Here is a 14,450-nt window from a genome sequence, read left to right as displayed (position 1 = left end):
AAGCATGAACTATAAACGCGGCGGGCTGTGGTTGTTCCTTTCGCTGATCATCTTGAGCACCGTACTTCTTCCACAAGCAGCTAAGGCCGACGTCAAGTACAACACGTTCACGAAGAACAGCGCCGGCAACCTGATATGGCTTCAGCCAGCCTACATTCCGATCGATGTCATCGGAGAAGACCTGTATATGGCCGATCCGAACGATCCTTCGGTGAAGACGGTATCGTCCATGTCGCATCCGAAAGACATTTTTATCGATGACACCAACCAAATGTACATTGCGGATACGGGTAACAACCGGATCGTGCAGCTCGACAGCAGCGGCCGGCTCGTCCGATTCATAACGGTTCCGGAAAGCGCGCTTAACAAGCCCGAAGGGGTGTTTGTCACCAAGGAAGGCGAAATTTTCATCGCTGATACGGGCAACCGGAGAATCGTAAAGCTGGATAAGGACGGAAAGCTGGTTCAGGAAATCACAAAACCGGACTCCCAATTTATTTCCGACACGTTTGTCTTTACGCCGGTGAAGCTGATCGTCGACGAGCGCGGATTTCTTTATGTCGCTTCTCAAGGCAGCTACGAGGGACTGCTGGTGCTCGATCCAAACGGCAATCTCCAAGGGTATTTCGGGACGAACCAAACGTTACTGTCCGCTATGGATGCTTTAAAAAAATGGCTGTACACCGAAAGCATGTACGCCAAAGAAGTGCTGAAAAGGCCGGAAACGATCAACAGTCTGGCCAGTGACGGCAGCGGCTTCATCTATACGGTTACCGGAGGATCGATTTCGAGCAACCAGCTGAAGAAATTGAATTCCCGCGGGGACAATATGCTGCGGAGCTCCCAGGGCACGTTCGGCGAATACCGTCCGTCCGATACGAGAGGGCTTGCGCCGACCGCCGTCAAAACCCCGCAGCTGATCGACGTCGCGGTTGACAGCGACGGAAATATCGCAGTTGTCGACCAGCAGTTCAAATATATCAGCCATTACGACGGCAACGGAAGCTTGCTTTACTTCTGGGGCGGACCGTCCGCTGCGGGCACCTCGCAGATCGGTCTCATGAAAAGCCCGGTTGCGCTTGATTTCAACTCCAAAAATGAATTGTTTGTCCTGGACGACCAGGAAAATATTATTCAGAAGTTCCGGATGTCGGAATTCGGGCAGAACGTCGTTGAAGCGAACAAGCTGACCTTGTCGGGCTTCTATGAGGAAAGCGAGAAGCTTTGGCAGGACGTGCTTCGTCTGAACGCCGAATTTACACCGGCCATTCAAGGTCTGGCTCATGCCGCGTTCAAAAAGGAGCAGTTTGCCGAAGCGAAAAGGCTGTTTAAAGCCGCGGGTGACCAGGAAGGGTTTTCCGAATCCTATTGGCAAATCCGGCTGTTCTGGTTCCAGCAAAACTTTTCATGGATTGCCAGTCTTGTATTAGTAGGCATTTTCCTGATGGTAGCGCTTGAGAAGTGGAGCGTGACAAAGCGGCTGAAAGCGAAGTGGCGCAGCCGGGAACGTTCGAAAAACCCGCTGATTACCCATTTCAAGCATGCGTTTTTTGTTCTCCGGCATCCGGTTGACGGCTTCACCGCCATCCGCTATGAAGGAAAAGGAACGTATTGGAGCGCAGCTGTCATTATCGTGGTGACGTATTCCGCACTCCTGATTCGCGAATATTTTACCAGCTTCTCGTTCCAGCTCGTCCATTTTGTCAATGTATACAATGTGTTTACTCAATTTTTCGTTGTGTGGATCATGTGGGTCATCTCGAATTATTTGGTCAGCTCGATTTATCGGGGCGAAGGCAGGTTCCGGGATATTTTCATAGGAAGCGCTTATGCACTTGTTCCATACATTCTGATCGGCATTCCGCTGGCCATCGTGTCGAACGTCATGACCTTATCGGAATCCTCGGTTTACAATTTCGTTTCCGAAGGCATTGTCATTTGGATCGGCTTGCTCATGTTCTGGAATACGCAGTGGATTCACAATTACACCGTCGGTGAAACGATCATTAATATCGTGCTGACTCTGGTTACGATGATCGTGATCGGTATTCTGATCTTTATTACGGTTGGATTGACAAGCGACTTGTTCTCCTTCCTATATGAAATCTTCCAGGAGGTGACTTTGCGATGAAGTGGATCAAATTGCTGCTCACCAAACAATCTCTGCCCACTGTAATTGCAGCCGTCCTGATTATCGTTGCCGTTACTCTGATTGCCGCCAATACGGAATTTGTCTGGAAATCGACGGCTGGGCCGACGATCGTGCCGGAGGATGAAGGCACCAACTTCACTCAACCCGAAAAAAATCCTGTGCTGCCCGAAGAGAGCGGCTTCAGCAAGGTGGCGGAGTCGGATGTGCTCAGCCTGAAGATGGACGCCAAAACCGGTCATTTCATTATGGAGGACAAAAGAAACAACGAGGTCTATTACTCCTATCCCGATCCTAAGTATTGGTCGAAGGAAGAGATCTCCAAGACCTGGAAGCAGCATTTGTCTTCTCCAATTATGATCCAGTACGTCGATTTCTCGGAGCCGATTCTGAATCCGAAGGAACTCAGCTTTACCCCCGGCGTTGACAGCATTAAGGATTTGAAGACGATTGACGGAGGTTTTCAGCTGACGTTCGAACTGCCGGAGGCCGGCTTTACAATACCGGTTGAGGTAACCGTCGACGGCGATTACGTCCAGACGAAAATCATCCGGGAAGGCATCAAGGAAGATAAGCTGGGACTGATCTGGGTCAGACTGTATCCGTTTTTCGGAGCGACTCATACGGACGGCCAGGAAGGTTATTTGTTTATCCCGGACGGACCGGGCGCGCTCATTAATTTCAAGGATAACCAGCTGAATGTCAACAAGCTGTATGACGAGAGCGTGTACGGCTCGGATATGGTTTATCAAGGTCTCGATAACAACCGGAGTCAGGTTTCCATGCCTGTCTTCGGAATGAAATCCGGCAGCAAAGGGTTTCTTGCCGTTCTGAATGACGGCGAGGCGTATGCCAACATCGTTGCGTCGCCTTCAGGCGTATTCAGTAAATACAACTGGGTAACGGCCCAGATGAACTTCCGCTCGAGCTTCCTTCAATACACGAGGAAAAATTTCGCGGATTCCGGTTTCGTTGATTTTAACCGGGATGAGCTGTTCGGCAGCGACCGGGTCGTCCGGTACTACATTCTCGATAAGGAGAATGCGGATTATGTCGGAATGGCCAAGCGATACCGCCAATATTTAATAGAAGAAAAGGGTCTGAAGAAGCTGGAGGCCGATACTGCCGGCGTGCCACTGCACTTGACCGTTGTCGGTGGCGACCAGGAGAAGGGAACGTTAGCGAACCGTTATATTAAAGGCACGACGACCTCCGAAGCGGAGCAGATGGTGAAAAAGCTGCACGAGCTTGGGGTCGGAAATATGTCCGTCACGTATACGGGCTGGCAGGAGGGCGGTTACAGCGCGTACGGGCGAACGCTGCCGGTCGATTCCAGCATCGGCGGCGACAGTGGAATGAAGTCGTTCGTCGACTTTGCCCACAGCCTGAACGTACCTGTCTATCTGGATACGGAATATGCGTTGAACAATACCGGCGCGGGAGGATTCGAGAAGGAATTTGCCGGCGTGACGAATTTGGCCGGTCAAACGATCGATGTGCGCATGCTTTACAACGAGGACAACGTTTCTGCGGTCAGCGATAAATTCAATTTGAAATCGGTCAAAAGCGACTTGGAAGGCTTTAAGAAGCTTGGCATCGACGGCCTTGTCGTAGGCCGTACGGGTCAGGAGCTGTTCAGCGATTACAATACCAAATACGGCTCGTCCAGGGATGAGGCGAAGGATGTCCAGGTCGATATTCTGAAAGCGATTCAGAGCAGCCTCGGCGGCGTGCAAGGCATAAAGTCGAATTTTTATTCCCTGCCTTATGTTCACCATATTCAAAATATGGTTTCCGACTACTCCTACGATTTGTTCTCGGACGAGGCGGTTCCTTTTGCACAAATCGCGACGCATGGACTCATTACGTATTCGTTTAATTATTCGAACAACCGCGATGAGAACGGCAACGGCTTTTTGCGGGAAATCGAGTACGGGGCCGTTCCGTCTTTCGTATTCACCCATGCGGATACAAGCGATTTCCTGAGCGCTTACGGAATCCGTTTCTACAGCACGAAGTTTTCGGACTGGGCTTCGTATGCGGCGGAAGAATACAAGCGCTTCAACGAGACGCTTGGCGACGTTCAGAACCAATTTATCGCCGAGCACCGGACGCTCGCACACAATGTGAAGGAAACGGTGTACGAGAACGGCAAACGGATTATCGTCAATTACAATACGGAGCCTTATAAATACGGCAACTTGGAAGTCCCGGCGAAAAACTTCATCGTCTTGGACGAGGAGGCGGTGAAGCAATGACCAGAGCGACAAAACTTAAAGCGGCGATGATGGAATATGTCGAAGGGACGATTTTCATTGCTCCCTGGTTTATCGGCTTCGTCATGTTTATGGGCTTTCCGCTCGGATTTTCTCTCTACATGAGCTTCCGCAAAGTGAATGTAGTGGCGACAGGGATGACAAGCTCTTACGTCGGGCTGAAGCATTACAAGGATATTTTGCTGGAGGACGGCAGCCTGCTGTATAACGATTTGATTCCGTTCCTCCAGAAGACGTTGTTTATGGTTCCGGTTATCGTCATCTTCGCTTTGCTGATCGCGATTGTCCTGAACCAAAAATTTGCCGGACGTTCGCTGTTCCGAGCCATTTTCTTTCTGCCGGTCATTTTGTCTACGGGACAGGTCGTCAGCGAGCTTCTGACGCAGGGCGAAGGCGCCCTCGGCTTTATGTCCAAATATAACGTGTCGGGCTTGATCAGCGGGAACTTGCCTTCCACGTGGGCGACCCCGCTCATCTGGATACTCGATTCCTTCGTCTTGATTTTATGGTACTCCGGGGTTCAAATTTTGATCTTCCTGGGGGGACGGCAGACGATTTCCAATTCGGCGTATGAGGCGGCGCGCATCGACGGGGCGGGCCCGTGGGCGACCTTCTGGAAGATTACGCTTCCTGCGATGACGCCGTTTGTATTCCTGAACATGATCTATACGGTCGTAGATTTGTTTACCTTTCCGACCAACCCGATCATTATGCGGGTGCGCGATAGCGAATACGGGCAGTTCAGCGCGCTCATCTGGCTTTACTTTTTGATTATCAGCGTCTTTTTGATTATTATTTTTATTCTTTTCAGCAGGGCGACAAGATCGCAGCGGATGACCGCCTAGCGGTCAAAAATGAGGGAAGAGGTGAAGAAGGATGGACAAAATGCTGGCCAAAATCGGCATGCGGACCAAACGCGCGGAAATTTCCACGCGTTTGGAATCAAGTCGTATGGAAATGTCCGCAGTTACAGGTTGGTTGAGCAAGGTCCGGTATAAGATTTTCGGCAGGGAGGCGGACAAGGGCCTCCTATTCAAAATATTCATCTATCTGATTCTGATCGATGCGGCGTACATTTACTTAAAGCCTGTTCTGCACATGGTCACATCTATGGTGAAGGACGCGCCGGATTTGCTGGACCCTTCGGTAAATTGGATACCGCGGGTCATTTATTTCGGCAATCTTCAGGACGCCTGGGAATGGCTGCAATATCCGAAGGCGTTCGGACTCAGCATGCTGCTGTCTACCTCTGTGGCCTTGCTGCAAACGTTCTCCTGCGCAATTGCCGGTTATGCTTTTGCAAGGCTGAAGGTGCCTTTCAAACCGATTTTGTTTTTCTTTCTGCTGATTACGTTTATCGTGCCGCTCCAGCTAACGATTTTGCCGAACCTGGTTTTTGCCAGAGTGCTGGGCGTATTGGATACGGTCGTCCCGATCATCGTTCCGGCTTTGTTCGGGCTTGGGCTGAAAGGCGCGCTGTTCATCATCATTTACCGCCAATTTTTCTCCACCCAGCCGAAAGAGCTTGAGGAGGCGGCAAGAATTGACGGCGCAAACGTCTTCAAGGTGTTTTTCCGGGTGATGATGCCGCTTGCCAAGCCGGCCATTCTGGTCGTCTTCCTGTTTTCCTTTGTATGGACCTGGAACGACTTTTATTTGCCGAGCATGTATTTGGCCAATACCGATACGCCGCCGCTTTCGCTTGGCATTTCGCGCATTGCTTCCATGATCCGGGAACAAGCGGAAATTAGCGGTCCTTCCATCTTCACCGAGCCGATCAGTATGGCGACAACGTTCCTGATGATTTTGCCGCCGATCGTCCTCTATGTGTTCGCGCAGCGGTGGTTTATCGAGGGTGTTGAACGGACAGGAATTGTGGAATAGGAAAAAGCAGTAAAAATAGCCTATAAAAGCGCATTAAATCGCCTACAAGTAAAAGAGACATTCGATATACATTTGAACTAACGGCAGGCAGGAGAGGAGGGAGTGCCCCGATTGAAAGGATTAAATGCGTCAGATGAGGGGGAGGGCGAATGAACGCCGCTGAGCGGTCGCTAATCGGAAATCCGCTTGTTAAGGCTGAAGGCATTACGAAAGTGTTCGGACACGGCGCCGGCAGCGTGCAGGTGTTAAAAGGTGCGAGCCTAACCATTCAGCCGCAAAGCCTTGTGGCGATCCGGGGAAGATCCGGATCCGGAAAAACGACGCTCATCAATATTTTGGGAGCGCTCGACCGGCCTACCGAAGGTACGGTGTATTTTAAAGATGCGGAAATCGTCGGACTGTCGGAATCCAGACGGAACAAGCTACGCCGGACCGACATCGGGCTGATCTTCCAGTCTTTTGCCCTTGTTCCGATGATGACGGCCTACGAGAACGTCGAGTTCGGCCTTCGCATCGCAGGAGTTCCCGCCGCTTTCCACCGCGAATATGCGGAGAGAGCTCTCGATCTCGTCGGCCTTAAACAGCGGATGAAGCATCGCCCGTTTGAAATGTCGGGAGGCGAGCAGCAGCGCGTCGCCATTGCCAGAGCGATCGCCCATAAGCCTTCGCTCATCTTGTCGGATGAACCGACGGCGGAGCTCGACAGCAAAATGGGGCTTCAAGTCATGAAAGTATTTACCGAGCTGGTCAAGTACGAGGGATTAACGATTATTTTGACGACACACGACGCAGCAATTATGGAAATTGTGGATCATGTTTATGCATTGGAGGATGGTCGCATTGCCGAGGAAAGGTAAAAGGATCCGAATCGTTATTGGCCTATCCGCCGTAATGCTGTGCCTGTCGGGCTGCTCGCTGCTTCCGGCTGAAGAGCAGCAGCTCAAGCCGCCTCTCGCCAAACCGGCCGAACAGAATATTGAGACTGTAGAAGTGAAAAAGGGCGACATCGTAAAACAGGTTACCGGCGTAGCCACTTTCGTTTCGGACAAAATGGATTATTTGTTTTTCAAAGAATCTGGCGGAAGGCTGTCTCAAATCAACGTTCAATTGGGTGCCAAAGTGAAGGCTGGGGACATTCTCGTCTCTACCGAGACGGATGAGCTGGAAGCGAATGTGAAGCTGCAGGAAATCGAAATCGAAAAAATCAGGATTGAGCTTGAGCAGGCAAAGGCCGAGAAGGGACAGGGCGATCCGTCGGTCAAAATGAAGCTGCTCGATCTTGAAAGCGCTCAAATTCAGTTGAATCTGCTTAAGAAGCAGCTCGAACAGACAAGGCTGATTTCAACCGTAAACGGCATCGTCACTTATATCGAACCGATGGAGCTTGGCGAGCAGGTTTCGGCCTACAAGAAGCTGGTGACGATTTCCGACCCTGCCGAGAGGAAGCTTCTTTACGAAGCTTCGGACCGCGGCAATCTGGCCGGCGTCCAGATCAATATGAACGTCAGCGTCAAGCTGAAGGACAAAACCTATCAAGGAAAAGTGGTCCAGACTCCTTCCACGGCTCCGGATAGCAAAAACGAGGCCATTGAAGCCCGCAACGGCAAATCGATCGTCATCGACGTACAGGGACTGCCGGCCGAGGTAAACATCGGCGACCAGGCGGACATCACGGTTGTGACGGAGAAACGGGATCAGGTGCTGATCATTCCGAGATTGGGACTGCGCACCTATCTGGACCGCAGCTATGTGCAGGTGCTGGATGGCGAAAGCCGAAAAGAAGTCGATGTGGAGACAGGAATCGTGACCGATACCGAAGTCGAGATCAGAAAGGGCTTGTCCGAAGGGCAAAAGGTGATTTTGGCTAATTAGGGGGCTTATGCATTGGCGCTGTTAATTATGATTTTGCGCAAAATGATAAAAAACAAATGGCTGCAGCTCAGCCTGCTGTTCGGCCTCGTCCTAACCGTCGCTTTATCAAGCAGCATACCGATCTATACGAACGCCATCCTGCAGCGCATGTTAAGTCAGGAGCTGCAAAACCTGCAATCGGACAGCGGACAGTATCCGGGCACATACTGGCTGTCTGCCGATAATCCGACTGCTGAAGGCAAGAGCCCTCAGGACGGTGGATTTTTCTCTACGGATGACTATTTAAGCGAGAAAGCGTCCGGCCGTTTCGGGCTGCCGGTGCAGCAGTTCGCCCGGGAGAGAGCTTCGGATGTTTACAGCTTTCTGCCGTCCGATACCGAGCGGATGGATGTCAACAAGATCCGCTGGGCGAATTTTGCCGCGATCAGCGATTTGGAGCAGCATGTGAAGCTGAAGGACGGACGACTTCCGAAGAAAGAGCCGGAAGGCGGCGTCTACGAGGCGCTTGTCGTGCCGGAGGCGCTGACGGAGCTGAATCTGGTGCTCGGCAATGTCTTTACGATAAAAGACGATAACGTCAAGACGGAGATTAGCGTCAAGCCTGTAGGCGTGATCGAACCAAGCGATTATGCGGATCTGTTCTGGTACAATTCCACGGTCAGCTATAAAAGCAGCTTCCTTATCGACCTGGATTTGTTCGATAAGTCCTTTACGGAAGGCCAAGCGCTGAAGGTCAAAGCAAGCTATTGGTATTTTGCCCTCGATTACACGAAAATGACGCTGAGCACGGCCAAGGAGTTCATCGCAGAAAACGGGCGTATTACCGCCCATATGAAAGGGCAGTACGATACGTATTCGAAAAATGCGCCGGCTCTCCGAACGCTAAGCCTGTATAAGGAGAAGGAAGCGAAGCTCAAGATCCTGCTTCTGTCTCTGAATGTGCCGGTTATGCTGATGTTAGGATTTTACCTTTATATGGTCGCCAACCTGATTACGGACCGCCAGAAGACGGAAATCGCCGTGCTGCGAAGCAGAGGCGCAAGCCGGCTGCAAATCGTACTCGGATATACGGTGGAAGGTTTGGTGCTTGGCATTATTGCATTTTTCGCAGGACCGTATGTAGGGGTTATGATCACCAAGGTGCTGGGCGCTTCCAGCGGGTTTCTGGAATTCGTCCAAAGAGCGAAATTGCATGCAGAGGTCGGCAAGGATGCATTCCAATACGCGCTGATCGCCGTTGTATTGTCGCTGATCATGACACTGATCCCGGTGCTGCTTGCGACCCGATTCTCGATTGTAGCGCATAAGCAGCAAATGGCACGCGTTCAGAAGCAGTCGTTCTGGCACAAGTATTTTATCGATATTATTCTGATCGGCGTATCGCTGTACGGCTTGCAAAGCTATGAAACGCGGATGAGCAAGCTGCTTTCCATCGGAGCGAATACGGCTGACCTGTCGATCGATCCGCTTCTGTTTCTCATTCCGGCGTTTTTCGTCCTGGGGCTGGCCCTGAGCCTGCTTCGGCTGTACCCCTGGTTCATCCGTCTCGTTTATTTGATCGGAAGACGATGGTGGCCGCCGTCGCTTTATTACACGTTAATTCAGGTCGGCCGGACGTCGGCTTCGTTCAAATTCATTATGGTGTTTATGATCATAACGATCGCCACCGGCATTTTCAGCGCGAGCGCCAACCGGACCATCAACAAAAATGTCGAGGACAAAATCGATTACCGGATCGGCGCGGACATCACGATGAAAGTTCACTGGGAGAGCGACGCACCGCCTATTCTATTGTCCGGCGGGGCGGGCGGCGAGGAAGGGGAGGCATCGGAAGAGAACGGTTCCTCCGTCAAAGCGGCGCCGCGCAAGACACAGTACAGCGAGCCATCCTTTTTGCCTTTTACTCAGATGCCTGATGTAGAGCATGCGGCTAAGGTTTTCATCAAGCAGGACGCTTCCTATTACACTCAGGGAAACAGGAATAAGGAAGGCACATCGAAGCGGCAGGAGCAGGATAAAGTCAAATTGATGGGGATCGATACCTATGAATTTGGCATGACAGCCTGGCTCAGAGACGGCCTTCTTGATTATACGTTTAATTCTTATTTGAATCTGCTTGCTTCCGAGCCGTCCGCCGTCCTTATATCCAGATCGATGGCCCTCCAGCATGGCCTAAAAACAGGGGATTTGATCCAATTGGGCTGGTACGGTGCGGATACGGCGGAATTTATCATCTATGGAATCGTCGATTATTGGCCGACCTGGAATCCGGGCACCGGCGGGATTTCGCAGCCCGCAGCGGGCAATGGCGGCAACGAAGCCAGAGCGGCCATGCCGAATCTGGTAATCGGCAACCTTTCCTATATCCAGAACAACATTGCCCTGGAGCCTTATGAGGTATGGCTGAAGCTGAAGGAAGGGGCGACGAGCCAGCATGTCTATCAAGCGATAACGGATAAAGGGTACGATATTACTTCATTGTCGGACGCGAATCAGGAGCGGATCAGGGCGGTCAACGACCCGTTCCAGCTTGCGATTAACGGTGTCATGACGCTTGATTTCCTGATCTCGATCGTGATTACGTTTGTCGGTTTTTTGCTGTACTGGGTACTTTCCCTGCTCGCACGGACGCTCCAGTTCGGCATCCTTCGGGCGATGGGAATATCGTTCTTCCAGCTGATCGGGATGCTGGTCGCCGAGCAGCTTCTTATTTCCGGCGCAGCGATCGGATTGGGGATTCTAAACGGGAATTTGACGAGCCGGCTTTTCGTAAGGCTGTTCGAAATGTCCTTCGATCCGAAAACGCAAATTTTGCCGTTCGAAGTGACGTTTAATCCCAGCGACCAGATTGGATTATACATCATCGTGACGATCATGATGCTGCTTGGAATCGGTATCCTCGGTTTAACCGTATCCCGGATCCGTATCCATCAGGCTCTTAAGCTGGGGGAGGATTAGGATGATCCGGTGTGAAAATCTTGTGAAAATTTATAAACAGGCCGACCTGGAAGTGGTTGCCCTGCAAGGACTTGACCTGCAGGTGGAAGCCGGCGAATTAATGGCGATCATCGGCAACAGCGGCAGCGGAAAATCGACGCTGATGAACGTCCTCGGAGGACTCGACCGGCCAACGGCGGGATCGGTCTTCGTGGACGGCAAGGATCTGCTTACCATATCGGATCAGGAGCTGGTCCATTATAAACGGGAAACGGTAGGCTTCGTCTGGCAAAATAATGCGCGCAATCTGATCCCGTATTTGACGGCGCAGGAAAACGTGGAGCTGCCTATTCTGCTTAAAGGGCGGCGAAAGCGCGAGCGCGCGCAGGAGCTGCTTGAAGCGGTCGGGCTCAGTCATCGGCGTCAAAACCGTCTTAACCAGCTTTCCGGCGGCGAGCAGCAGCGTGTCGCCATCGCCATTGCGCTGGCCAACCATCCGAAGCTGCTGCTTGCGGATGAGCCGACGGGATCCGTTGATACGAACATGGCGAATCAAATTCTTGATTTATTCCGGCATTTATCCCAGTCGCTCGGTCTGACGGTCGTCATCGTTACCCACGATCCTCAGCTTGCCCAAAAAGTGGACCGCGTCGTCGCGATCCGCGACGGCAAAACCTCGTCGGAGATGGTCAGGCGAACGTCCTATGCCCAGGAGCTGGATGAACTTGGAAGCGCCACCGCCGAGGAGGACACGCATATTGAATACGCCGTTCTTGACAGGGCGGGGCGTCTGCAAATCCCTGAATCTTATTTGGACGCAATCGGGATGAAAAGCAAAAATAAGATTCGTGTCACGCTGGAAGAAGGGAAAATCGTCTTATCGCCTCCCGTTCCTTGACGGTGGAACGGGGGCAGCTTTTACCTATAAAGTTTTTATTTATTCTATGTACTGGGGGAATCGTATCCATGAAACGTCGTTCTATGATTTTGTGCGCGGCTTTGGTGGCAGTGACTACCGCATTATCGGCTTGTTCATCCTCTACGGCATCTACAAATGAAAAGGAAGAGCCGAAAGAGAAAACGGTTATTTATGTCGGCAGCGACACGATCGGCGATACGCTGACAAAAGACCATTTGACTAAGCTTGGATTTGAAGTGACCGAAATGACGGACCGGGAAATTACGGACAAAAAAGCAAATAACTATTCGCTCGTTTACGTTAACTCCACGATCAGCAGCGCGGGCAATATCGGCACAAAGCTGTATAATACGCCCGTTCCCGTCATTTATGCTCAAGGCAAAGTGACGAGCTACAACGACATGACGGGGACGAACGAAAACGCCGATTTCGGCAGAGTTCTCGGGACAGCCTTGAACATTAAAGACGACAAGCATCCGATCGCCTCAGGCTTGAGCGGCAGTGTGAACGTATACAAATCGAACGGCGGCTTTGAATATATCGTGCCTACCGGCGATGCCGCCATCATTGCAACCGCTGCGGATGACGACAAAAAAGCGCTGATCGCCGTTTACGATAAGGGAACCAAAAACGGGATCGGCAACGCTGCGCCTGCCCGCCGCGTGTTTATGTATATGGCGCCGGAGGATCTCATTTATACGACAGACGACGGCTGGAAGCTCTTTGATTCTACCGTGCAATGGGCGATCGGCGAGAAGTAAGCAAAAAAAAGCGGTTGCAGAAAATAGCCTATAAAGCTGGAATAAAAGACCCATAAATCTGCTCGGAAGCTATGATAATTTTAAGACAAGCAGTAACGCATTACCCATTAGATAGATTCCGATGAGAGGGGATACGTCGAAACGGTAAAAAGGTAGACATACGTTTGATGCATTGAAAGCGCTTCTATTGTGTTGACCAAGTGATTGCGGTGATGCCGAAAGATGCAGTTACGACAATAAAAACAGGAGGTCTTCCATTACGTATGAAAAAGAAATTAATGATTTCAGCCCTTGCAGCATGCTTTGCCGTTACAGGATTGGCAGGCTGCACCAACAGCACGAATGCCCCTGAAGAGACGAATAGCGCAAATAACGTGAATGCGCCAAGCAACGATCCCGCGGGTACGGAAGGCTCCGATTCCGGAGACAACACGCTTTTCTTCTACACCGCACAAAACCCGGTTTACGAAGACGAAGCGAATTTCGACCGGCTGATCGGACAATACATCAAGAAAAAGTTTCCGGATATCGAGCTTAAGCACGTGCACTGGAACGACGGTACACGATATGAGGATTTGATCGCCAAGGGTACCATTCCGGATATCGTGTTCGAGCAGGTTCGCCGTAACACTTCCAGAATGATCAAGAAGTTCGAAATGGAATACGATATGAGCGATCTGATCAAGCAATTTAATTTCGATACGAGCAAATTGGATCCGGCAAGCATGGAGGTCGTTAAGACGGCTTCGGACGGCAAAATCTACTCGCTTCCGTTCGAGATGAGCGATTTCGTGCTTGCTTATAACAAAGATATTTTCGATAAATACGGGCTTGATTATCCGAAGGACGGCATGACGTACGACGAGGCTTATGAACTGGCCAAGAAGCTGACTCGTCAGGATGGCGACATTACCTATAAAGGCTATCAGCAGCATCCGAGCCATTACATGATGTACAACCAGGTTTCCGAGCCTTCGCTTGACCCTAACGAAGACAAAGGCGCTATGGATTCGGACAACTGGCTGAAAATCGTCAACAATATCCGCCGTTTCTATGAAATTCCGGGCAACCAGTTCACCACAACGGGCGACTTCCCGAAAGGTCAAATGGCGATGTCCGTAGATGTCGTAGAAAATGTGCTTAAATGGGCAACCGAATTCCCGGATCTGAATTTCGACCTTGCGTCCGTACCGGTATTCCCGGAAGCATCGGGCTCGAAATATCAGCCGAACCTGAACGGCCTGTTCATTACAAAACAATCGAAGAATAAAGAGCTGGCGTTTGAGGTTATTCAATATCTCCTTTCCGACGAGGTACAGGCTGAGCGTCAGAAGGAATCCATTATCGGACCGCTCAATGTTCCTGAGGTTCAGCAGGTATTCGCTCAAAACGTTCCGCAAATGAAGGACAAACACATTCAAGCTTTGTTCGCACTGAAAAGCGCAATGCCGGCACCGCGCAAGCCGGGCCTGACATTTATTAACCCGCCGGTTGCGCAGGTGTTCCAGCCGAACATTTTCGAGCAATCCAAAGACAGCGCGACCGCGCTGCGGGTCGTCAACGAGATGATCAACAAGCAGCTTGCGGAAACAAAGGCGGCGGTTGAAGCCGGCGGCGACGGTACCGCTTATCAATGATCAGTTAAGCAGGAA

The 14,450-nt window shown here is 51.2% G+C and carries 10 protein-coding genes; all 10 read left to right on the top strand.

Going from position 1 to position 14,450, the window contains the following annotated elements; translation table 11 throughout:
- Positions 1–4: 4 nt before the first annotated feature.
- Positions 5–2,131, top strand: a complete 2,127-nt coding sequence (locus KP806_RS11265) for an SMP-30/gluconolactonase/LRE family protein (protein ID WP_224723697.1) — start codon at positions 5–7, stop codon at positions 2,129–2,131.
- Positions 2,128–4,407, top strand: coding sequence for a DUF5696 domain-containing protein (locus tag KP806_RS11260; protein ID WP_224723696.1), 2,280 nt, complete (start codon positions 2,128–2,130; stop codon positions 4,405–4,407). The genes KP806_RS11265 and KP806_RS11260 overlap by 4 nt, the downstream gene beginning before the upstream one ends.
- A complete protein-coding gene (locus KP806_RS11255) occupies positions 4,404–5,270 on the top strand; it encodes a carbohydrate ABC transporter permease (RefSeq protein ID WP_224723695.1) in 867 nt (288 codons plus the stop codon). The genes KP806_RS11260 and KP806_RS11255 overlap by 4 nt, the downstream gene beginning before the upstream one ends.
- 31 nt (positions 5,271–5,301) lie before the next feature.
- Positions 5,302–6,309: a carbohydrate ABC transporter permease gene (locus KP806_RS11250; protein ID WP_397376384.1), complete on the top strand. Its 1,008-nt coding sequence runs from the start codon at positions 5,302–5,304 to the stop codon at positions 6,307–6,309.
- A gap of 149 nt (positions 6,310–6,458) precedes the next feature.
- Entirely contained in the window at positions 6,459–7,166 is a 708-nt protein-coding gene (locus KP806_RS11245; protein WP_224723694.1) for an ABC transporter ATP-binding protein, read from the top strand.
- Positions 7,150–8,181 (top strand): efflux RND transporter periplasmic adaptor subunit, encoded by a 1,032-nt coding sequence (locus KP806_RS11240; protein WP_224723693.1) that lies wholly within the window; start codon positions 7,150–7,152, stop codon positions 8,179–8,181. Before KP806_RS11245 ends, KP806_RS11240 begins: the two co-directional genes overlap by 17 nt.
- A gap of 12 nt (positions 8,182–8,193) precedes the next feature.
- Positions 8,194–11,139 (top strand): ABC transporter permease, encoded by a 2,946-nt coding sequence (locus KP806_RS11235; RefSeq protein ID WP_224723692.1) that lies wholly within the window; start codon positions 8,194–8,196, stop codon positions 11,137–11,139.
- A 1-nt stretch (position 11,140) separates the two neighbouring features.
- A complete protein-coding gene (locus KP806_RS11230; protein ID WP_224723691.1) occupies positions 11,141–12,016 on the top strand; it encodes an ABC transporter ATP-binding protein in 876 nt (291 codons plus the stop codon).
- Between the two features lie 68 nt (positions 12,017–12,084).
- The gene (locus KP806_RS11225; protein ID WP_224723690.1) at positions 12,085–12,798 is read left to right on the top strand and encodes a hypothetical protein; all 714 of its coding nucleotides are present in this window, start codon (positions 12,085–12,087) and stop codon (positions 12,796–12,798) included.
- A gap of 263 nt (positions 12,799–13,061) precedes the next feature.
- A complete protein-coding gene (locus tag KP806_RS11220) occupies positions 13,062–14,435 on the top strand; it encodes an extracellular solute-binding protein (protein ID WP_224723689.1) in 1,374 nt (457 codons plus the stop codon).
- The last annotated feature ends 15 nt before the right edge of the window (positions 14,436–14,450 follow it).

The organism is Paenibacillus vietnamensis (assembly GCF_020169515.1).
Classification (GTDB): domain Bacteria; phylum Bacillota; class Bacilli; order Paenibacillales; family Paenibacillaceae; genus Pristimantibacillus; species Pristimantibacillus vietnamensis.
Note: the sequence above shows the minus strand (reverse complement) of the source record. Positions and strands in the feature narration are given on the sequence as shown.